The sequence below is a fragment of the Macrococcoides goetzii genome, assembly GCF_002742385.2.
GTDB classification, from domain to species: Bacteria; Bacillota; Bacilli; order Staphylococcales; family Staphylococcaceae; genus Macrococcoides; species Macrococcoides goetzii.
Map to the genome: position 1 here is coordinate 612,530 of NZ_MJBI02000001.1, position 20,597 is coordinate 633,126.

Genomic DNA, 20,597 nt, shown 5'->3' on the forward strand with positions numbered 1-20,597 from the left:
GCAGTGATCATTCACTACTCGGCTTATTTTTATGTCAATCTTTAACTAAAGTGCGTTCTAACTTCTTATATTTAATATACATCGCAATACGCCATGGTACGATCATACTGAATGCCAGTAAGAAGAACATACCAGCTAATTCTCCTGGATGAATCGTACTACTTAAGTAAAATTTCATCACACTACGAATGATCAGTAAAGAAATTAAAATGAGCGGAAATAACTTCGAACGTTTCATATAGATTAAGTTATCTTTAACAACAAAGTTAGAAGTATAGATTAAGAAAATTGAAAAGAACATTCCGACGACAACCGCTTCTAATATTTCCATCGGTGTCAATCTAAAGTAAGGTACTACATACATCAATGCTCCCGTAGACATAAAAAACGGTGGAAGAATAATTTTCTTAACATTTGTGGGATAATTTTGAGCCTTCATTCTAACTATAATAACTGCCGTACCCATAAATAATGCTACGAGTATCGATATCGCAAAATACATATCCATCCTTCTTTCTAACTAAAAAATTGGGTGATTGCTGTTAACTTATCAAAGAATAATAACAATCCCATAATAATCATCATTACCCCGCCAATTTTAGTGATTATCTGACTATATTTCTTTAATATATTAATTTTTGTGATAAAGAATGTCAATAAGAAAAATGGAATACAAAATCCGAGAACATAGGCAATCATATAAATCAGTGCTAACGATTGATTAACAGCAGCCATAGAAAAAATTGTTCCAATAATCGGACCCATACATGGTGTCCATCCTGCTGCAAATGCAATACCTATCAGTAACGTTCCGATAAAGCCAGTAGGCCTTTTCTTAAATTCAAATTTGCGATCTTTCATTAAAAATTGTGGATTAAAGATGCCTAGTACCACTAAACCAAATATTATACATAGCAGACCTCCAACCATACGAATCGTATTATCATATGACTGCAGAAAATCTGAAACAAAACCTAATCCCACGCCTAAAGAAATATAGACAATAGAAAAACCAATTAAAAAGAATACAGTGTGTAATAAAGCTTTTTTATCCATTTTCTTATCTTTTAGATCATTATAACTTACACCAGTAATATAAGATAAAAATGCAGGATAAATCGGCAGAACACACGGTGAAATAAAACTAAGTATACCAGCGCCGAAAGCAACGGCTATCGTAATATCCCCCATAATCAACCTCCATTCTCAATCATTTTATCAAATATTTGCGCATCTTAATGCAAAGATTTTGAACGAAATGTGACATTCACAGAATCTCTAGTCTATTTCATTAATATTTATCACACTATACACATTAAACATTCGAAGATTATCATGTTCAAATAAAGAAAAAAATGCTATATTTACATTAACAGGAGGACTTGCTATGAAAAATAAATATCTCTTATTATCGATGACTTCACTTTTATCGGTATCCTTGTTAGCAGCGTGTGGAAAAGATGCACGTGATGAATCAGAAGTCAATAAAGCAAAAGTTGCATTTGAAACAAAAGAAGATTCAACTAACGAAGAAAAAAAGGTCACAGATAAAAATAAATCTAAAGCTGCACTTGAAAAAATAAAGGCCGCAAAAGAACGCGGTAAAAATAAAAAGAAAAACAGTAAAAATGATATTGAGGAAGCGGATAATAAAGAAATTACTTCTAGTGATGCAGATGAAGAAACACAATCAGAAAGTAATGATACAACTGAAAAAGCTACTTATGAAAGTAAAAGCGATTCTAAAAAAGAGTCTACTAAAACGTCATCAAAGAAAAAATCGACTGCATCAAGTAGTTCGACATCATCAAGCAATTCATCTAGCACTAATACGAGTTCAAATACAACGACATCTCGACCAGCAACAATTACGTCGCAACCAACAGTGACGCGTCCTGCTACTCAAGCACCGACGACACGACCAACGTCACCGACAACGACTGTACGTCCAACGACACCGACAACTACGGCACCAACGACAACACGTCCAACAGCACCTACGACAACACCAAGACCAACGCAACCGACGACGACTCAACCGGCTACAACACAACCGGCTACACCTGAGCCACCTTCATCTAATGATGGATTTATCGAGCCGATGCCAGGTCAATAATAAAAAGCATGAGGAAATTCCTCATGCTTTTTATTGTAAAATAAATTACTGTCTTACTATTTTAAATTTTGATTCATATTGCGGTTCATCATTTGCATCATTTGGTTAATTTTCTTTTGTGAAGGTTTTTGACCCATTTGCATCATCATCATGCGTAACATTTCTTCATTGATTGGTGGATTTTTCTTTAAGTAATCCATCATGTATTTACGTGCTAAGAAGAAACCACCAGCTGCACCTGCTGCTAATGCTAAAATAATTAATAATATCCAAATCCAAGTAGCCATTCAATTCACCCACTTTCTCATTCTTTTAAAAGTTTACTAGATTAAAGTCTAATTTTCAATAGTTATTTATCATGAATAAAGAAGACTGAACTTATTCAGTCTTCTTTAACAACGATCATTAAAATTATAAGTCTAAAATTTCTCTAACAACATTGTCTACTGTAAATCCGTATTTCTCCATGACTAATTCGCCTGGAGCACTTGCACCAAATTTATCAATTCCAATCACTTTACCATCTAATCCAACATATTTATACCATGCAGCAGTGGCAGCCATTTCAATTGCAACACGTTTCGTTAAATGTCTTGGCATCACTTCTTCTTTATAATTATCATCCTGTAAATCAAATGCACGTGTATTCGGTACTGAAACAACTTGTACACCTTTACCTTGTGCTTCTAAAGCTTTTGCCGCTTCAATTGCAAGACCAACTTCTGAACCAGTAGCGATCAGTAAATATTCAGGTGTTTCAGATTGATATACGATATAAGCACCTTTTCGTACACCCTCTTCTAATGCATCTTCAGAAACATCAGTAACGTCTAAATTCTGACGTGTTAATACTAACGCTGTAGGTACTTCTTTTGATTCCAAAGCAATCTTCCATGCGATGCGAGATTCATTACCATCTGCTGGACGAATTACATTTAGATTAGGGATTGCACGTAAACCTGCTAATTGTTCAATAGGCTCATGTGTTGGTCCATCTTCACCAACTGCAATTGAATCATGTGTAAATACGTATGTTACAGGTAGTCCCATTAGCGCTGATAATCTTACAGCAGGTTTTAAATAGTCACTAAAGACGAAGAATGTCGCACCGTATACTTTTAAACCTCCGTGAGCTGCCATTCCATTTAATGCAGCACCCATCGCAAATTCTCTGACACCGAACCAGATATTTTTTCCTTCAGGAGATTCAGCTGAGAAATCTGCAGTATCTTTAACATTCGATTTATTTGATGACGCTAAGTCTGCAGACCCACCAAAGAACGATGGTACTGTTTTAGCGATTGCCTGAATCATATCTCCAGATGTACTTCTCGTCGCAGCAGATTTACCAACTTCATATTTTGGTAATTCAGCATCATAACCTTCCGGAAGTTCACCGTTAATTGCTAATTCGAATTGAGCTGCAAGTTCTGGTTGCTTTTCTTTATATTCTTCAAATTTTTTATTCCAAGCTTCTTCTGCTTCATTTGCGCGTTTTAACATTGTTTCATTAAAGATGTCATATACAGATTGTGGTACTTCAAAGTTTAAGTTTGCATCTAATCCATATGTTTCAAATGCTAAAATTCTCTCTTCATTACCCAGTGGCGCACCATGTACACCATTTGTCCCCTGACGGTTAGGAGAACCATATCCGATAATTGTCTTAACTTCAATAATTGAAGGTTTGTCTGAAGATTTTGCCTGCGTAATCGCTTTATCTATCGCTTCACAGTCATTGCCATCTTCAACTAAGATATGCTCCCAGCCATATGCTTCAAAGCGACCTTTGACATCCTCAGAGAATGCTTTGTCAAGATCTCCATCTAAAGAAATATCATTTGAATCGTATAAAGCAATCAGTTTATTTAATTTAAGATGACCTGCTAAACTTGCAGCTTCATGAGATATTCCTTCCATTAAATCTCCGTCTGAAACAAGTGCATACGTATAATGATCTACAATATCAATCTCTTTATTATACGTAGCAGCTAAATGTTTTTCTGCCATCGCAAAACCAACACTCATCGCAAAACCTTGCCCTAAAGGTCCTGTTGTAATTTCAACACCTTCAGTATGGCGGAATTCCGGATGTCCTGGTGTTTTAGAATCCCATTGTCTAAAGTTTTTCAGTTCCTCTAGTGCTAATCCACCAGAAACATGTAATAAAGAATATAATAATGCTGATCCGTGACCAGCAGAAAGGATAAATCTATCTCGATTGAAGAAATTCATTGAGCTAGGATTAAAGTTCAGGTGACGCGTCCATAATGTATAAGCAAATGGTGCAGCACCCATCGGTAAACCCGGGTGTCCAGAATTTGCAGCCTCAATCTGATCGATACTTAATGCTCTGATCGTGTCAATTGCAAGTTGATCTTCTTTTGTAAACATATTTATTTCTCCTTTATAAAGTATTTTATATTATTTAACTAAACTAATACTCAATTACTTAATATATTAATTAATTACTTAATTAATATACTATTTATTAATCTCTTAAATTATTTTTTCTTTGAATTTCTTTAACTTTCTCAGGCGTAACATCATTGCCTTCAGGATCAATTACTTTTGCGTTCTCTATTGTTTTTTGAAAGCTATTTCTAAAAGTCTGAAGATATTCTTTACGTAATAACGTTTGCTCTCTACCTTCTTCTTCAGTTAATCCTTCAGTTTTCTTTTTTTGTGCTAATTCGTTTATTCTATTCATTTTTTCTTGTTCTAGCATATCCTCATTCCTTTCCCTTTAAAGATACCAAAAAAAGCGCGTGAAACCAACTGGTCGCACTCGCTTAAGTAAAAAATTATATAGCGTCTTAATTTACAACACCTAAAACTTCACCATTTTGTACTGGATCATGTATGGTTTGTTCTGTATCATTACGAACATCATTTTGTTCGCTTACGTGTTCTGTAATTCCTGGTGTAGTTTGTTCATAAATATAATGAGATTGCGTCATATATAAAAGACCGAAGACTGTAATTACAATAAATAATAGAAAATACATCATAAATTCCTTTGAAATAGTAACTGTCATGGTTAATTCCTCCTAGAACATTTGTTTGTATTTATACTTTAACAGAACGTTTGTTCTATGTCAATAAAAACACGAACAAATGTTTGTTACATGCGAACGTATATGCTATAATACAAATAACACCAATGCTAAGGAGTGTTTATAAATGAGAGAACTAACAAAAAGGCAAGAAGAAATATATGAATATTTAAAACATGTAGTATCAACTAAAGGATATCCACCTAGTGTTCGAGAGATTGGAGAAGCGGTTGGTTTAGCTTCATCATCAACAGTTCATGGGCATTTATCACGATTAGAAGAAAAAGGATATATTAAAAGAGACCCAACTAAACCACGTGCGATAGAAATTGTACAGGATGAAACACCTGCCGATTATTCAGAAACCATTCACGTTCCGGTTATTGGTAAAGTGACAGCAGGGGTCCCTATTACTGCGATAGAGAATGTTGAAGAATACTTTCCATTACCTGCTCACTTTACAAGTAGTCATAATAGCGACATCTTTATTTTAGATGTTGTCGGTGAAAGTATGATAGAGGCTGGTATATATGATAAAGATAAAGTGATTGTTAGAAGACAGTCTATTGCAGAGAACGGCGATATTATCGTAGCTATGACTGAAGAAGACGAAGCAACTGTAAAAAGATTCTATAAAGAAAATAATCGTTACCGATTACAACCAGAAAATAGTTCAATGGATCCAATCTATTTAGATTCTGTAACTGTTTTAGGTAAAGTTGTTGGGTTGTTTAGAGAATTTTAAAATAAGAGCGAATGACTAATGTCATTCGCTCTTATGTTCGTTTATATTATTTTACATTTAGATAATAATTTTTTAACTATTACGATTATTTACGTCCAATGATTTCTTTTACTTGTTCTAATATGTCTTTATGTTCTTTTGATTTTGTTTCCATCGTACTATCCCCTTATCTCATTCTTATAATGACAAACCATTATAAAAGGCTTACTTATAAAATATACCCAAAATGAAATGAATCAAACATCGATGTATTTGTTTTTAATACAGGAAGTGACAATTTATATTAAATTAGCTACTAATATTTTACAACAATTCATGAGAACATACAAATATTTCACTTTTTCACTTCAGAAATTTTATAACTTTCTTTATGCTTGATATAATGAAGTTAAGGAGGCGAATAACATGCAAAGAAAATTAACACGTTCTACAACTGATAGATATTTGGCGGGTGTATTAGGCGGTTTTGCTGAATATTTAAACATGGATTCAACACTACTCCGTGTTATCTTTATTCTTGTTTCATTCTTAACTGTACATATCCCAACATTTACAATCTATCTTATTCTTGCACTCTTTATGCCAAAAGACGTTGAGGTTATCGATCGTTACTAATTAAAATTTTATCAAATTAAACAAAGCTTAAGACAATGTGTATTCGCACATTTTCCTTAAGCTTTTTTTCTGCTTATTCATTTTTAATATTTGCTACTTATTCCCTCTTATTTAATAACGCCACAGCCCCAAATCCTAATACGAGCAATAATATCGTTATTTTATCATTAATGATCATTAAGCCATAACGACATATGAATAATATGAATGCATATATAAACAAAACGAGTATCTTGATATGATAGTTAGACATTTCAACCCTTCTTTACTATATTATATGTTGTTCATCATACCATCTTTTCATAATTTATTTAACTTTTTGTTTAAATAGTAATAATTCCTATTTACAATGATATCGCTTTGCTTTAGTATTAAATCGTAATGATTACGAAAAGGAGAAATATTATGAAGCAAAGTATGTTAAAAGGATTAGGAATCTTATCATTAGGTGTATTATTAGTAGGTTGTCAGGATGCTAACACTGAAAATGATAAAGAACAAGCACATAAGACTGAGACAACTTCTAAAGCAACGAATGAGAAAACGACTTCAAAAGAACATGTACATGAACATGAACATGAACATGAAGAAAGTGAACATGCTCACGATCACGGTCACTCACATGGTGGTCATGCAATGACGAAAGAAGAAGAAAATATTTATAAAGGTATTTTTAAAGATGATCAAGTTAAAGATCGTCCATTAACAGATTGGGAAGGCGATTGGCAATCCGTATATCCTTATTTAAAAGATGGAACGCTAGATGATGTATTTAAACATAAAGCAGAAGAAGATGATTCAAAATCTGCTAAGGAATATAAAGCATATTATACTAAGGGCTATAAGACTGATGTAACACGAATTAATATCGGTGAAAAAGCAATATCATTTTATAAAGGAAAAGAAAAATCGACAGCTGAATACACATATGATGGTAAAGAAATATTAACTTATGAAGCAGGCAACCGTGGTGTACGATTTATCTTTAAAAAAGTGAGCGGTGATGAAGCAGCACCAAAATTTATACAATTTAGCGACCATATTATCGCACCTGAAAAAGCATTACACTACCATATATATATGGGTAATGATCGTGCACAGTTACTCAAAGAAATGGATAATTGGCCAACATATTATCCAAGTGATTTAAAAGGTGAAGAAGTAAAAGAAGAAATGTTAGCACATTAATATGAAACCAGGAACTTATCCTAATATGATAAGTTCCTGGTTTTTATTTTGCTATCCAGAAGTTGAATGTATGCATTGAAATAATTAATATCACAATGATAAGATATAATCCAACAAATAACTTTCTATGACTTACATTACCAAATAAAGCACTCATATATAATCCAAGTAAAGTCGTGACATACAAAAGCATCTGTACGTATAAATTAATTTGACCTCTTCCATGTATATATGGTGTAAATATCAGTAATAAAGAACTCATTAATAATAATAATATTACGATAAAACGATACATAATAATTCCTGCCTTTATTTCTACATTACGATAACATTGAATAAATGATCATCTAAATCTGCAAACATTATACCATAATAACCATTTTTCTTACCTGGAGGACTCAATAATTTCCCTCCATTTTGTTCTATTAAGCTTGCTAATTCATCAACTGCTTCCTCACTCTCCATACCAAAAGAAATAATCGTTTCAGGATAATCAGAGCTTCTTCTACTTTCACGTCCCATAAAGCCTTCCAGAACATCTTTTCTAAATAAACAAATTACTTGTTTCCCTACCATTATTCCAGCTAATGTATCATCATTTGAACGTTCTTCGTTAATCTCAAAACCAATATTTCTAAAAAATTCAGTTGATGCTTTCACATCTGCAACAGGTACATTAATCCAGTATGATTTCATTTATTCTCCCTCTGCTCTTTTTATTTGTGTAAATTTATAAGTGGCACACTTGATTTTATCACTTGGTTTGAAACAATTAAATGTTTTAACTCATCTGCGATATCAAGTTGATCTAAATAGTCAAAGTCTAACCAGGCATATGGTGCACGAACTTTAAATTCTTGTTTATTTTTAGCGTTAAACACAAATGCGGTATCATTGGCCATCGTTTTCGATAACCATGTCTTGAATTCTTTTTTCTCTTCTACGACAAACAATATACCCCCAACTTTAATATCGTGATTTAATTTACGTGCAAATTGTTCTGCAGTATCTTTAATTGTTGATTGACCTGATTTTACGACACTCGGTAATTTCATCTGTTTATTACCAAAATCCTGTACTAAAATTTTGTCTTCAGTTGTTATTAATAATGATGCAGATATTTTTTCTTTCATTTGAAACTCCTTTTTTAAATAAATGATGTTCTTATTTGTATTGCGTAATATAGTTTTCTGCATAGTATGGCTGATTGTTGTCATTGAATGCTATTCCTACACCTAAGCTCATATAATCCTGTTTCAGAATATTTTTTCTATGACCTAAACTATTCATCAATCCATGATGCGCTTCGATGGGTGATACTTGACCGTAAGCGATATTTTCACCAGCGACACTATAATTTAAGTTTGCTTTTTTAATACGGTCAAATGGTGTTTCATTCTGTTTATTGGTATGACTGAAATAATGATGTTCTGCCATATCTTTTGCGTGTGCAGATGCAACTTTTGCAATTTCTGGATGTAAATTCAGCATTTGCTTACCAAACATTTTTCTTGTTGCATTTGTTAACTCAAAGTGTAACCTTGCATAATCTTTCTCTAAATTATCATTTGGATAAGCATAATAATTTTGCTTTAACTGATCAATTGACTTATTAATAATTTTTATTCCACTTACTGTATTATTACGATACTTATCATAATAAATTGTAACAAAGTACTGTCCTTCCTCGTAAATCGCACTTTCTTTATTGTCTAAAGCAAGTTGATAATCTTTGCCTTGAAAAACATTCAATGGTTGACCTAGTTTCTTTTCAACATTTTCACGTGTCATACCATATTTTAAACCATTATCAGTTACGATCATATTCTGATTGGAATAGACACCACTCACCTTACCATTTAAATACATAACCAGCATAAAGTCATCATAATCTCTATGATAGACCGTCCAGTACTGTTGGTATTCATTTAACAATTGTTCATGCGGTTTACCTAAAATACGATTAACTTGTGATTGGGTCATCCCCATTTTAATTTTTCCGACATTTATATTTTTTGCTTTTTCCGGCTTTTCAGTCAGTAAATGATTTTCTTTAATCATTTCACGTAGTTCAGACTTTATATTCAAAATAATATTATCGGATAATTGAAGAAAACTAATCGGAAATATAAGTATAAATATTATTACTAAGCATAATGACAATATTTGCTTCATGTAACACCTCTATAAATTAAAAACATACACAGCGTGTATGTTTTTAATTATATCAAATTTAATTCTTTTTCTGTACGAATTGTTTAATAATCTGTATCTCCATTAAATATAGAGTTTCTCACAATAACATAATCTACCGTTGTTATTGCTTTAAGGTCTTTTCCACCTGCGTATGAAATTGATGATTGTAAATCCTGTTCCATTTCTATGAGTTTCTCTTTTAAGGAACCTTTATGTTCAACGAATAGCTTTTTACCTTCGACATTTTTACGTATGCCCTTTTGAAATTCTGATGCACTACCAAAATATTCTTTATAGTGTTTACCCTCTTTTTCTATCGTTTCACCTGGTGATTCTTCATGTGCCGCAAGTAATGATCCAATCATCACCATAGAAGCACCAAAACGAATCGATTTGGCGATATCGCCATGCGTACGAATGCCACCATCGGCAATTAATGGTTTACGCGCAGCTTTTGAACATAATCTTAATGCTGCAATTTGCCATCCACCCGTTCCGAAGCCAGTTTTTATCTTTGTAATGCACACCCGACCTGGTCCGATACCAACTTTAGTAGCATCTGCTCCTGCATTTTCAAGTTCACGAACCGCTTCTGGTGTACCAACGTTACCTGCTATCAGGAATGTTTCCGGTATCAACTTCTTAATATGATGAATCATTTCAATGACCTGATCAGAATGACCATGTGCAATATCAATTGTTATATATTCAGGGACAATATTCTCATCTGCAAGTGTTTTAATAAAATCATACTCAGCTGATTTTACACCCACAGAAATCGATGCATATAAACCTTTTTCATGCATTTTTTTGATAAATGGTAATCTTGCTGCCTCATCAAATCGATGCATTATATAAAAATAGCCATTTTTTGCAAACATCTCAGCAAGTTCTTCATTGATAACTGTCTGCATATTTGCTGGTACAACCGGTATTCGAAAGCGTAATGGACCAAACTGAACTGATGTGTCACATTCCGAACGACTTTTTACGATACATTTATTAGGTATCAGTTGAATATCTTCATAATCAAATACATCCTGCATAAATAAAACCTCTAATCAATTTTAATATTTTACAAATAATAGTAATTTTTTATTAAAAAATTTTATTATTATCATTTGTCCAAAGGAAACTTTACTACTGTTTAAAATAAAAGTAAAGTTAAATACAATGAGAAAGACGAATGAGATAAAATTACTCATTCGTCTTTCTTCTAATTAAATACTAATCTTACCAGCTCGCTTTTTTCACGCCTGGAATTTGTCCTTTATGCGCTAGTTCTCTGAAAGCGATTCTTGATAAACCGAATTTGCGATAAACACTTCTCGGTCTTCCAGTAACTTGGCAACGTGTCGTAAGTCTTGAAGGTGCTGAGTCCCTTGGTAATTTTTGAAGACCCTCGTAATCTCCTGCTGCTTTTAATGCTTCCCTTTTCTCTCTATATTGTTCTACTAATGCTTGTCTTTTAGCTTCTTTTGCAATTTTAGATTTTTTAGCCATAATTTCTCCTTTTGTTTATATTTTTCTGATTTGCCATCCATAAGGATCAGCAAAACTTTTCCACGCTTCATCAATTTCATTCATTTTTAATAAGCATGCATCAAGTTCTGCTGTTATTCTTTCTTGTTCTAAATCAGTTCCAATAATCACAATTTTAGTATGTCTGTCACCATATTCCAAATCCCAGTCCTGTAATACTTCTGGACGTTCACTTAAAATTCTATCGCGTTCTTCTTTTGGCATTGCAGCTACCCAAAATGTTACAGGATTAATTTCTACTGACGGCCCTGCTTGTGAGAATAAACATGCGACAGTATTATAGTTTGCGAGCCATGCTATTCCTTTTGCTCTGACAATTGATTCATCCATTGATTGTGACCAATCATAAAAACGTTTCGGGTGAAAAGGTAATGTTCTATGATAAACAATTGAACTTATACCATACTCCTCTGTTTCTGGTGTATGCGTATGATGTCCACCTTCTGTCAGTTCTTTAATCCATCCTGCAGAATTAGCAGCCGTTTCAAAATCAAATAAATTTGTATTCATTATTTCCTTAGGAGCTACCTTTGAATGACTTGTTTCAATAAAACGCGCTGTGGGTTGAAGTGTTCTCAACACCTGGATTAGTTTTTCCTTATCAACTTCATCAACTAAATCAATTTTATTTAATATAAGTACATCACAAAATTCAATTTGATCGATTAATAAATCAGCAATAGAACGATCATCTGCATCACCTACTGCTTCTTTACGGTCTAACAAAGAATCTCCTGATTTAAAATGTTTCATAAAACGATTTGCATCCACTACTGTTACCATAGTGTCAAGTCTGCTAAATTCAGTTAAATCAATTCCTAAGGTCTCATCAATATATGAGAAGGTCTGAGCAACAGGTACAGGTTCAGAAATGCCTGTTGATTCAATAATGATATAATCTATATCACCCATTAGCGCTAGTTTCTTAACTTCAATTAATAAATCTTCTCTGAGTGTACAACAAATACATCCATTAGAAAGTTCGACCAGCTTTTCATCTGTCCTAGATAACTCACTACCATTTGCAATTAAATCTGCATCTATATTTACTTCACTCATATCATTGACGATAACTGCTAACTTCATATCCTTTGTTTCATTTAAAATATGATTTAATAACGTTGTCTTGCCTGCTCCTAGATAACCACTTAAAACTGTTACTGGAATTTGTTTCATCATCTACATCTCCTAAATCGTAATTATTACGATTTATAATATAGCATACCATATTATACATGTAAAATAAAAAATTTGAGTTCGGATATACCGAACCCAAATTTCAATCATTAATATACTTTTTAAAACTATTATTTATTGTTAAGTGCTTTATCTAATGAATCAATATTTATTTTCATGAGATCCTGATATGTTACATCTTTTTTATCCTTATCTGTTAACACAGCCATATTGTGGAATGGCACAGCAGTAGCATTCGTTTTATCTTTGATAATATCAACTGTTTTTGTAGGAATATTTTGTTCATATAGGATTACTGTTGCTTTAGATTTATTAATATTATTAATCATGTTAATAATATCACTTTGAGACGGCTCTTCATTATTCATACCTGAAACTCCTTCCTGTTTAAAGCCGTAACGTTTAGCAAGATAGCCTATTGAATCATGTGAAATAAATACTGTATCCTGCTTTTTAGTTTTTATAATTGTTTTTAGCTGTTTATCTATTTCATCGATATCTTTTACAAGTTTTTCATAGTTTTTTGTGTATTCTTTTTCATGCGCTTTATCCTTTTTAACTAATTCATCTTTAATCACTTTTGCAAATGATTTATTCATTTCTGGATCAAGCCAAACATGTGGGTCATGTGCGCCATGGTCATGCTCATGTTCATGTTCCGCTTCATGATCATGATCATGTTCCTCTCCTGCTAATAAATCATTATCATCGATATCTTTTGCAAGTTGAACTGTCTTATCCTTTTTGTTAATAACTTGTGCTATTTTAGCACTTACCTGATCTAATTCATCACCTGTATAAAAGAAAATGTCACTTTTTGCAATACGCATCGTATCTTTTTGTGTTGGTTCATATGTATGTATATCGATACCATTTGGATAGATACTCGATACAGTGACATGATCACCACCAATTTGTTCTATCATACTTTTAAATGGAAAGACTGTAGTATAAATCTGTAGTTTATCGCCAGACTCTTTCACACTACTTTTATTACCACATGCAGCCATCAATACTAATGTTGCAATTAATAATAATGAAAATAACTTCTTCATACGTTCATCTCCTATTTCGTAATCATTACGCTTTAACATTCTAAACCTTATTCAATAAGAAATCAATCACTAATTTTTTATTTTTTATCCTTATGTCATTTTAATCCAATATAAAGGTCTATATAAATACAATTTATTATAACAAGTAACATCACCATTATATTGAAGAAAAGTATTAAGAAAAAATTAATAAAAAAGCTTTACAAAAATTCATTCAAGGCGTATCATTATAAATCGTAAAGATTACGAATTGGAGGCAAGATTTTGAAAGTACCTATTACAGTATTAAGTGGTTTCTTAGGCAGTGGTAAAACGACATTGCTCAATCATATCCTTACCAATAACGAAAATAAAAAAATCGGGGTAATTGTTAATGATATGAGTGAAGTGAATGTCGATGCTGACTTAGTTCACATGTCACGTACAGACGAAAAAATGATACAACTTCAAAACGGTTGTATATGCTGCACATTAAGAGAAGATTTATTAATCGAAATTGATAAATTAGTAAAAAACAATCAGCTAGACTATATCGTTATTGAATCTACAGGTATTTCAGAACCTGTACCTGTTGCACAAACATTAACTTTAAATGATGAAGTGCTCAATATAAATTTAGCTGATAATACAATTTTAGATACAATGGTAACCGTAGTAGATGCTAACCGATTCTGGGACGACTATGCATCAGGTGATTCACTAATTGATCGTAAAATGGCGAATGACGAATCTGACACACGTGAAGTCATTGATTTATTAATCGATCAGATTGAATTTGCAAATGTCATTCTATTAAATAAATGTGACCTCGTACACATTGAAGATTTAAAAGAATTAGAAGCATTGCTCCATCAATTGAATCCAGAAGCTAAAATTTATCGAACTGAAAATTCAAATATTGCGCTAGATAACATCTTAAATACACGTCTATTTGATTTCGAAAAAGCCAGTCAGGCAGCAGGCTGGATAAAAGAATTAAATGAAGAACACACACCTGAAACAGAAGAATACGGGATAGCTTCATTTGTTTATAGAAGGCAGCGTCCATTCCATCCAGAGCGATTTATGCATTTCCTCGAACATTTTTCATTAGATATTATTCGTTCAAAAGGTTTCTTCTGGCTAGCATCTCGAAATAATATGTGCGGCTTACTTTCTCAGGCAGGAAATTCTATGCAAATACAAGGTGCCGGTGAATGGATTGCAACTTATAATGAAGCAGATATTAAAGTAGAAATGCAGGAAGACCCTACATTGAAAGACAGATGGCATCATGAATTTGGTGACCGTCAAACTGAGCTCGTATTCATTGGCATTGAGATGAATAAAGAACAAATTATTCAGGATTTAGATGATTGCCTGTTAACTGATGATGAGATGAAACAAGATTGGTCAACATTTAATGATCCGCTTCCACAGTTCACAGTTGCTGAACCAGTTGAAGTCGATGTTGTTTTATAAAATATTAAATAAAATTTAAAGGAGAGTATAAAAATGAGAGTAAATGTAACTTTAGCTTGTACAGAATGTGGAGATCGTAACTATATTACAAAGAAAAATAAAAGAAATAATCCTGAGCGTATTGAATTAATGAAATACAGCCCAAGATTAAAAAAATACACTTTACATCGTGAAACTAAATAATTATCGTTAAACGTGCAATATTTTTGCGTTTATATATCAATACGACACAAGGCATCCGGTTGCGGATGCCTATTTTAATTACATTCATGCTGTCTGAACATATTATTGATCATAATTATAGAGATTTAATAAGTAAGTGGCTTCAATTTTCTTTTGACGACACTTACTCAAACCATTTTTTCATTTTCGCTAAGTAAGTGGCTTCAAACTTCTTTTGACGACACTTACTCAAATCCCTTTTTCATTTTCACTAAGTAAGTGACTTCAAACTTCTTTTGACGACACTTACTCAAATCCCTTTTTCATTTTCACTAAGTAAGTGACTTCAAACTTCTTTTGACGACACTTTCAATTAATACAAACAAAACCTGCACCCAAATTGGGTGCAGGCTTTAAAAATACTTTTATTCCCCTACTAAATCAACTTCATTAATATCAATATTCATGGCAGCTGCTACACCTTGTCCGTATAATGGATCTGCTTTATAGCAGTTTCTAATATGACGGTGTTTAATTGGTGTTGAAACTTCTTTCATTTCATTAGCTGTATTGATAAATAAACGTTTTTGTTCTTCTGGAGATAATATATTAAATAATCTACCAGGTTGTTCGAAATAATTATCATCATCTTCTCTAAAGTTCCATTCATATACTGCACTATCAATTGCTAATGCAGGTTTTTTATACTTTGCATCATCTTGATGGTGTTGATATTGATTAGGATAATAATTTGTATGACTACCTAAATTACCATCTACACGCATTGCACCATCTCTAGAAAATGGACATCCCCCTGTAACTGCTTTAGGCGCATTTACAGGAATCTGATGATGGTTAACACCTAAACGGTATCTTTGCGCATCACCATAAGAGAATAATCTACCTTGTAACATTTTATCAGGTGAAAAATCTAAACCTGGAATAATATTTGTCGGTGCAAATGCTGCTTGTTCCACTTCTGCAAAATAATTTTCAGGATTTCTATTTAATTCAAATTCCCCAACTGGTATTAATGGGTACTCACCTTTATACCATACTTTCGTTAAATCGAATGGATTATCTTTATGATTTCTTGCTTGTTCTTCAGTCATCACCTGAATATACATTTTCCATTTAGGGAAATCACCCGCTTCAATCGCATTGTATAAGTCACGTTGACTTGATTCACGATCTGTAGCAATAATTTGTGCTGCTTCCTCTGAAGTTAAATTTTCAATGCCTTGCTCAGTTCTGAAATGGAATTTCACCCATACACGCTCTCCAGCATCGTTATACATACTGTAAGTATGAGAACCAAATCCATGCATATGACGGAATCCTTTTGGAATACCACGATCACTCATTAATATAGTAACTTGGTGTAAAGCTTCAGGTAATGATGTCCAGAAATCCCAGTTACTTTCCGGATTATGCATATTTGTTCTTGGATCTCTTTTTACAACATGATTTAAACTAGCAAATAACTTAGGATCACGGAAGAAAAATACCGGTGTATTATTACCGACTAAATCCCAGTTACCTTCTTCAGTATAAAATTTTAGTGCAAATCCACGGATATCACGTTCTGCTTCAGCCGCACCACGTTCACCTGCTACCGTTGAAAATCGAGCAAACATTTGTGTTTGTTTACCAACTTCACTAAAAATCTTAGCATTTGTATACTGAGTAATATCATGCGTTACTGTAAAAGTACCATAAGCGCCACTACCTTTTGCATGCATTCTTCTTTCAGGAATAACTTCTCGATCAAAATGTGCCATCTGCTCTAAAAAGAAAATATCCTGCATAACTAATGGGCCACGAGGACCTGCTGTCATAGAATTTTCTCTATCGCCAACTGGTGCACCAAACAAACCTCTTAAATGATTATTATTTTCTGTCATATATTTTTTCCTCCTTGTTGATAACGATAAGAACAAGTCTTATTTATAATTATTATAATCTAGAATATATAATAAAGCAATTTAATTATTTCTTGAATTTTTTAATAGTGAAAATGCCGGCATTAAGCGATCTATCTATACTTTAGTACATGAAAGCATAGACGCATTAAAACTTTTGCTTGATAAATTTTTAGAATAGTCATACAATATAAAACATATTACTTTTATCTTTATAAATCAACGGAAGAAAGTTAGGTGTTGTTATGGAAAAGAAGCAGATGGACAGAGATTTAAAAACGCGTCATATATCCATGATTGCGATCGGAGGCTCTATTGGTACAGGTCTATTTATGGCAAGTGGTGCTGTAATTTCACAGGCAGGTCCTGGTGGTGCAATCGTCGCATATGCAATTATCGGAATTATGATATATTTTCTGATGACAGCACTCGGAGAACTTGCTACATTTTATCCTGTATCTGGGGCATTTAATGCTTATGCAAGTCGCTTTATTGATCCTGCTGCCGGGTTTACAGTAGGCTGGTTATATTGGATTATCTGGAGTTTAGTAACAAGTGTTGATATTTTAACTGCTTCACAAGTATTAAGTTACTGGAAAATTTTTGGAGGTCTTCATCCTTTTATATGGTGTCTTATATTTTTAGCTTTATTATTTGCATTAAATGCATTTTCAGTAAAATCATTTGGTGAAGCTGAATACTGGTTCAGTATTATTAAAGTTACTACAATTATTATCTTCTTAATCATGGGATTATTATTAATCTTCGGGATTATCGGTGGAGAACCTATTGGATTTAAAAATTTCACTATCGGAGATGCACCTTTCCATAATGGCATTCTTGGTTTACTTGGGGTACTCGTTGTTGCTGGTTTCTCTTTTGGTGGTACTGAAGTAGTTGCTGTAACTGCAGGAGAATCAGAAAACCCACAAGAATCAATGCCGAAAGCAATCAAACAAGTTTTCTGGAGAATTTTATTATTCTACATCGGTTCAATATTTATTATCGCTTGTATTATTCCTTATACAGACCCGAGATTATTAAATCAAAATAGCGATGTTGCGATGAGTCCATTTACGATTATCTTTGAAAAGGTCGGCATTCTGTTTGCAGCGTCAGTTATGAATACTATTATCTTAACAGCTGTATTAAGTGCTGGTAACTCAGGTTTATATGCAACGAGCAGATTACTCTTTTCTTTAAGTCAGGATGGTAAGGCTCCTCGTTTCTTAGGGAATTTAAATAAGAATAAAATGCCGTTCAATGCGTTACTTGTAACAACAGCATTTATCATTATCATATTAATATATGCCAATATAAATATGGGTGGTTATGGTAAGCTACTAAGCATGGTCGGTTCACTTGTCTTGATTGTTTGGTCAATTAGTATTATCAGTCACATAAGATTACGTCAGGCAATAAAAGCACAAGGAAAAAGTGTTGATCAGCTGTTACCATTTAAAGCACCACTATATCCAGTCGGTCCGATAATTGTTCTCATAACAATTGCATTTTTGATGATTGGTCAATCATTTGCTGATATTCAGGCAATGAACTGGGTTAAAGTGTTTGAATCATTCTTACCGTTAATTATTGCGTTAGCCGTATATTTCTCTTATAAAGTTATACGTAAAGTTAATGTTATCCCAGCTCAAAAAATTAATTTAGATGAACATCAGCTATAAAATCACCCTTTACAATGTACTGTACATTGTAAAGGGTTTCTTTGTATAATTATAGTAACAAAGGAGTGATTAGGATGAGTGCAGGACAAACGAACCTATTTGATAATGTATTAAAAACAGATGAAAAATTTGTTATTGTCGTACAAGGTGTCTACGAAAAGAATGGACAAATCATCAAAAAAATATTAAGAGAATATCCAAGTTTAGATAGTACAGCAATGCACCGTCTATTTGAACATTTAAAAGATACTTATCTCTCTGAACCATTTGAAGATCATATGGTATTTTATGATATTTCAGTATACACAAATGAAGATTATGCAGCTGATAATCTATTTGCGCATACAAAACGACTACGCGGAAGCAATACATGGACACATACTCCAAAATAAAGAGACGTCAAAAGACGTCTCTTTATTTATAAAACGATTGTATGTGCAGTTTCATGCAACAATGACTTAATCTTATTATTCTCATCCATTACTGCCACTTTAGGTTCGTGATGTTTCAATTCTTCTTCGTTTAATTGTGCATAAGAAATAATGATAATAATATCATCAACTTGTACTAAACGGGCTGCAGCACCATTTAAACAAATAACACCACTTCCTCTTTCTCCTGAAATAACATACGTTTCAAGACGCGCACCGTTATTATTATTTACGATTTGAACTTTTTCATTAGGTAAAATATCAACTGCATCCAATATGTCCTGATCTATTGTAATACTGCCAACATAATTTAAATTTGCTTCTGTAACGCGTGCACGGTGAATCTTACCGTTCATCATTGTTCTAATCACTTATTTATCATCCTTTAAAATAATATTATCAATCAAACGTGCTTTACTGTATTTCACTGCTAAAGAAATAAATACTTGTGTATCAATTATTTCAACTTGTTTTAATTCAGGGTAACTATAAATTGCAACTTCATCAATCTTACCAGCTGTATGCGCTGTTAAATATTCTTTTATTGCAGCTTCAATTACTTCAACATTTCGCTCACCGTTATCAAATAAAGTTTTTGCAACCTGTAAACTTTGTGAAAGTGCCACAGCTTCTATTCTTTCTGTTTCAGTTAAATACACATTTCTCGAACTTTTCGCTAACCCATCCTGTTCACGAACGATATCAATGCCTACTATATCTATCGGATGATTCATTTCAGCAACCATCTGTTCAATAATTGCAAGCTGTTGTGCATCCTTTTTACCGAAGTAAGCTTGATCTGGCTGAATTATATTAAATAATTTATTTACAACTGTAACAACACCATCAAAATGTCCAGGTCGTTTCGCACCTTCTAATACTTGCGCCATCGCACCTACTGTCAGTTGTATTTGCAATGGACTTGGATACATTTCTTCTGGTTCTGGCGCAAATACATAATCAATACCGTTCTCAGCTAAAAATGCTTGGTCCTGATCGATTTGTCTTGGATAATCATCATAATCTTCATTTGGTCCAAATTGCAAAGGATTAACAAACACGCTTGCAATAACTATATCGTTTTCTTGCTGTGCACGTTTCATCAACGTCATATGACCTTCATGTAGTGCACCCATCGTAGGTACGAATCCGATACTTTTATTCTCTCTTTTTAATGTCTTAACGATACTTTGCATTTCTTTTATCGTCTTTACTTTTACTGTCAA

The 20,597-nt window shown here is 33.0% G+C and carries 25 protein-coding genes; 8 read left to right on the forward strand and 17 right to left on the reverse strand.

What is annotated here, in order from left to right; all coding sequences use genetic code 11:
* Positions 1-34 precede the first annotated feature (34 nt).
* Positions 35-502: a CcdC family protein gene (locus tag BFS35_RS03260; protein ID WP_099577886.1), complete on the reverse strand. Its 468-nt coding sequence runs from the start codon at positions 500-502 to the stop codon at positions 35-37.
* Positions 503-516: 14 nt separating this feature from the next.
* Entirely contained in the window at positions 517-1,191 is a 675-nt protein-coding gene (locus tag BFS35_RS03265) for a cytochrome c biogenesis CcdA family protein (protein ID WP_099577884.1), read from the reverse strand.
* 196 nt (positions 1,192-1,387) lie between these two features.
* Here BFS35_RS03265 and BFS35_RS03270 point away from each other — a divergent pair, with 196 nt between their 5' ends.
* Positions 1,388-2,116 carry a hypothetical protein gene (locus tag BFS35_RS03270; protein ID WP_099577882.1) on the forward strand — a complete coding sequence of 243 codons (729 nt, stop codon included), beginning with the start codon at positions 1,388-1,390 and terminating at the stop codon, positions 2,114-2,116.
* Positions 2,117-2,172: 56 nt separating this feature from the next.
* On the opposite strand, the gene BFS35_RS03275 is transcribed toward BFS35_RS03270, so the two are convergent.
* The 4 genes from BFS35_RS03275 to BFS35_RS03290 form a co-directional block, all read right to left on the reverse strand.
* Positions 2,173-2,403, reverse strand: coding sequence for a YneF family protein (locus BFS35_RS03275; protein WP_099577880.1), 231 nt, complete (start codon positions 2,401-2,403; stop codon positions 2,173-2,175).
* A gap of 124 nt (positions 2,404-2,527) precedes the next feature.
* Positions 2,528-4,510, reverse strand: coding sequence for a transketolase (gene tkt / locus BFS35_RS03280; protein ID WP_099577878.1), 1,983 nt, complete (start codon positions 4,508-4,510; stop codon positions 2,528-2,530).
* A gap of 97 nt (positions 4,511-4,607) precedes the next feature.
* Complete coding sequence (locus tag BFS35_RS03285; protein ID WP_099577876.1) at positions 4,608-4,844, reverse strand: DUF896 domain-containing protein; 237 nt, start codon at positions 4,842-4,844, stop codon at positions 4,608-4,610.
* Between the two features lie 88 nt (positions 4,845-4,932).
* Positions 4,933-5,154: a hypothetical protein gene (locus BFS35_RS03290; protein ID WP_099577874.1), complete on the reverse strand. Its 222-nt coding sequence runs from the start codon at positions 5,152-5,154 to the stop codon at positions 4,933-4,935.
* Positions 5,155-5,299: 145 nt separating this feature from the next.
* On the opposite strand from BFS35_RS03290, the gene lexA reads away from it, so the two are divergent.
* From lexA to BFS35_RS03305, 3 genes are all read left to right on the forward strand, one after another.
* Positions 5,300-5,917 carry a transcriptional repressor LexA gene (gene lexA, locus BFS35_RS03295; RefSeq protein WP_096076603.1) on the forward strand — a complete coding sequence of 206 codons (618 nt, stop codon included), beginning with the start codon at positions 5,300-5,302 and terminating at the stop codon, positions 5,915-5,917.
* Positions 5,918-6,322: 405 nt separating this feature from the next.
* On the forward strand, positions 6,323-6,532 hold the full coding sequence (locus BFS35_RS03300) for a PspC domain-containing protein (protein ID WP_099577872.1): 210 nt from the start codon (positions 6,323-6,325) through the stop codon (positions 6,530-6,532).
* A 405-nt stretch (positions 6,533-6,937) separates the two neighbouring features.
* Positions 6,938-7,720 (forward strand): metal-binding protein ZinT, encoded by a 783-nt coding sequence (locus BFS35_RS03305; protein WP_099577870.1) that lies wholly within the window; start codon positions 6,938-6,940, stop codon positions 7,718-7,720.
* A gap of 43 nt (positions 7,721-7,763) precedes the next feature.
* Here the strand turns inward: BFS35_RS03305 and BFS35_RS03310 are convergent, their stop codons facing one another.
* From BFS35_RS03310 to BFS35_RS03345, 8 genes are all read right to left on the reverse strand, one after another.
* Positions 7,764-8,015: a hypothetical protein gene (locus BFS35_RS03310; RefSeq protein ID WP_099577868.1), complete on the reverse strand. Its 252-nt coding sequence runs from the start codon at positions 8,013-8,015 to the stop codon at positions 7,764-7,766.
* Between the two features lie 20 nt (positions 8,016-8,035).
* Positions 8,036-8,416, reverse strand: coding sequence for a VOC family protein (locus BFS35_RS03315; protein WP_099577866.1), 381 nt, complete (start codon positions 8,414-8,416; stop codon positions 8,036-8,038).
* A 20-nt stretch (positions 8,417-8,436) separates the two neighbouring features.
* The gene (locus BFS35_RS03320) at positions 8,437-8,853 is read right to left on the reverse strand and encodes a hypothetical protein (RefSeq protein ID WP_099577864.1); all 417 of its coding nucleotides are present in this window, start codon (positions 8,851-8,853) and stop codon (positions 8,437-8,439) included.
* 31 nt (positions 8,854-8,884) lie between these two features.
* On the reverse strand, positions 8,885-9,895 hold the full coding sequence (locus BFS35_RS03325) for a CAP domain-containing protein (RefSeq protein ID WP_099577862.1): 1,011 nt from the start codon (positions 9,893-9,895) through the stop codon (positions 8,885-8,887).
* 83 nt (positions 9,896-9,978) lie between these two features.
* A complete protein-coding gene (guaC, locus tag BFS35_RS03330) occupies positions 9,979-10,962 on the reverse strand; it encodes a GMP reductase (protein ID WP_099577860.1) in 984 nt (327 codons plus the stop codon).
* Positions 10,963-11,149: 187 nt separating this feature from the next.
* The gene (gene rpsN, locus BFS35_RS03335) at positions 11,150-11,419 is read right to left on the reverse strand and encodes a 30S ribosomal protein S14 (protein WP_099577858.1); all 270 of its coding nucleotides are present in this window, start codon (positions 11,417-11,419) and stop codon (positions 11,150-11,152) included.
* Between the two features lie 15 nt (positions 11,420-11,434).
* Positions 11,435-12,634 (reverse strand): GTP-binding protein, encoded by a 1,200-nt coding sequence (locus BFS35_RS03340; protein WP_099578592.1) that lies wholly within the window; start codon positions 12,632-12,634, stop codon positions 11,435-11,437.
* 131 nt (positions 12,635-12,765) lie between these two features.
* Positions 12,766-13,710, reverse strand: coding sequence for a metal ABC transporter solute-binding protein, Zn/Mn family (locus BFS35_RS03345; protein WP_099577856.1), 945 nt, complete (start codon positions 13,708-13,710; stop codon positions 12,766-12,768).
* A 264-nt stretch (positions 13,711-13,974) separates the two neighbouring features.
* Between BFS35_RS03345 and BFS35_RS03350 the strand changes: the two genes are divergently transcribed.
* Positions 13,975-15,171 (forward strand): GTP-binding protein, encoded by a 1,197-nt coding sequence (locus BFS35_RS03350; protein WP_099577854.1) that lies wholly within the window; start codon positions 13,975-13,977, stop codon positions 15,169-15,171.
* A 33-nt stretch (positions 15,172-15,204) separates the two neighbouring features.
* A complete protein-coding gene (gene rpmG / locus BFS35_RS03355; RefSeq protein WP_096076614.1) occupies positions 15,205-15,354 on the forward strand; it encodes a 50S ribosomal protein L33 in 150 nt (49 codons plus the stop codon).
* 404 nt (positions 15,355-15,758) lie between these two features.
* Here the strand turns inward: rpmG and BFS35_RS03360 are convergent, their stop codons facing one another.
* The gene (locus tag BFS35_RS03360; protein ID WP_099577853.1) at positions 15,759-17,237 is read right to left on the reverse strand and encodes a catalase; all 1,479 of its coding nucleotides are present in this window, start codon (positions 17,235-17,237) and stop codon (positions 15,759-15,761) included.
* 263 nt (positions 17,238-17,500) lie between these two features.
* On the opposite strand from BFS35_RS03360, the gene BFS35_RS03365 reads away from it, so the two are divergent.
* The gene (locus tag BFS35_RS03365; RefSeq protein WP_099577851.1) at positions 17,501-18,940 is read left to right on the forward strand and encodes an amino acid permease; all 1,440 of its coding nucleotides are present in this window, start codon (positions 17,501-17,503) and stop codon (positions 18,938-18,940) included.
* A gap of 74 nt (positions 18,941-19,014) precedes the next feature.
* Positions 19,015-19,332, forward strand: coding sequence for a hypothetical protein (locus BFS35_RS03370; RefSeq protein WP_099577849.1), 318 nt, complete (start codon positions 19,015-19,017; stop codon positions 19,330-19,332).
* Positions 19,333-19,358: 26 nt separating this feature from the next.
* Here BFS35_RS03370 and panD read toward each other — a convergent pair whose 3' ends face one another.
* Together panD and panC are read right to left on the reverse strand one after the other, a co-directional pair.
* Complete coding sequence (gene panD, locus BFS35_RS13870; RefSeq protein WP_099577847.1) at positions 19,359-19,742, reverse strand: aspartate 1-decarboxylase; 384 nt, start codon at positions 19,740-19,742, stop codon at positions 19,359-19,361.
* Positions 19,743-20,597 (reverse strand): pantoate--beta-alanine ligase, encoded by an 855-nt coding sequence (panC, locus tag BFS35_RS03375; protein ID WP_099577846.1) that lies wholly within the window; start codon positions 20,595-20,597, stop codon positions 19,743-19,745.

What these genes read in the sequence shown, in the direction of transcription:
- BFS35_RS03345 (WP_099577856.1), bottom strand. Translation starts at nt 13,710, where the DNA reads ATGAAGAAGTTATTTTCATTATTATTAATTGCAACATTAGTATTGATG.
- guaC (WP_099577860.1), bottom strand. Translation starts at nt 10,962, where the DNA reads ATGCAGGATGTATTTGATTATGAAGATATTCAACTGATACCTAATAAA.
- BFS35_RS03290 (WP_099577874.1), bottom strand. Translation starts at nt 5,154, where the DNA reads ATGACAGTTACTATTTCAAAGGAATTTATGATGTATTTTCTATTATTT.
- BFS35_RS03340 (WP_099578592.1), bottom strand. Translation starts at nt 12,634, where the DNA reads ATGAAACAAATTCCAGTAACAGTTTTAAGTGGTTATCTAGGAGCAGGC.
- BFS35_RS03275 (WP_099577880.1), bottom strand. Translation starts at nt 2,403, where the DNA reads ATGGCTACTTGGATTTGGATATTATTAATTATTTTAGCATTAGCAGCA.
- BFS35_RS03370 (WP_099577849.1), top strand. Translation starts at nt 19,015, where the DNA reads ATGAGTGCAGGACAAACGAACCTATTTGATAATGTATTAAAAACAGAT.
- BFS35_RS03365 (WP_099577851.1), top strand. Translation starts at nt 17,501, where the DNA reads ATGGAAAAGAAGCAGATGGACAGAGATTTAAAAACGCGTCATATATCC.
- BFS35_RS03360 (WP_099577853.1), bottom strand. Translation starts at nt 17,237, where the DNA reads ATGACAGAAAATAATAATCATTTAAGAGGTTTGTTTGGTGCACCAGTT.
- rpsN (WP_099577858.1), bottom strand. Translation starts at nt 11,419, where the DNA reads ATGGCTAAAAAATCTAAAATTGCAAAAGAAGCTAAAAGACAAGCATTA.
- tkt (WP_099577878.1), bottom strand. Translation starts at nt 4,510, where the DNA reads ATGTTTACAAAAGAAGATCAACTTGCAATTGACACGATCAGAGCATTA.
- BFS35_RS03285 (WP_099577876.1), bottom strand. Translation starts at nt 4,844, where the DNA reads ATGCTAGAACAAGAAAAAATGAATAGAATAAACGAATTAGCACAAAAA.
- BFS35_RS03310 (WP_099577868.1), bottom strand. Translation starts at nt 8,015, where the DNA reads ATGTATCGTTTTATCGTAATATTATTATTATTAATGAGTTCTTTATTA.
- lexA (WP_096076603.1), top strand. Translation starts at nt 5,300, where the DNA reads ATGAGAGAACTAACAAAAAGGCAAGAAGAAATATATGAATATTTAAAA.
- BFS35_RS03265 (WP_099577884.1), bottom strand. Translation starts at nt 1,191, where the DNA reads ATGGGGGATATTACGATAGCCGTTGCTTTCGGCGCTGGTATACTTAGT.
- BFS35_RS03270 (WP_099577882.1), top strand. Translation starts at nt 1,388, where the DNA reads ATGAAAAATAAATATCTCTTATTATCGATGACTTCACTTTTATCGGTA.
- BFS35_RS03305 (WP_099577870.1), top strand. Translation starts at nt 6,938, where the DNA reads ATGAAGCAAAGTATGTTAAAAGGATTAGGAATCTTATCATTAGGTGTA.
- rpmG (WP_096076614.1), top strand. Translation starts at nt 15,205, where the DNA reads ATGAGAGTAAATGTAACTTTAGCTTGTACAGAATGTGGAGATCGTAAC.
- BFS35_RS03325 (WP_099577862.1), bottom strand. Translation starts at nt 9,895, where the DNA reads ATGAAGCAAATATTGTCATTATGCTTAGTAATAATATTTATACTTATA.
- BFS35_RS03315 (WP_099577866.1), bottom strand. Translation starts at nt 8,416, where the DNA reads ATGAAATCATACTGGATTAATGTACCTGTTGCAGATGTGAAAGCATCA.
- BFS35_RS03320 (WP_099577864.1), bottom strand. Translation starts at nt 8,853, where the DNA reads ATGAAAGAAAAAATATCTGCATCATTATTAATAACAACTGAAGACAAA.
- BFS35_RS03300 (WP_099577872.1), top strand. Translation starts at nt 6,323, where the DNA reads ATGCAAAGAAAATTAACACGTTCTACAACTGATAGATATTTGGCGGGT.
- BFS35_RS03260 (WP_099577886.1), bottom strand. Translation starts at nt 502, where the DNA reads ATGTATTTTGCGATATCGATACTCGTAGCATTATTTATGGGTACGGCA.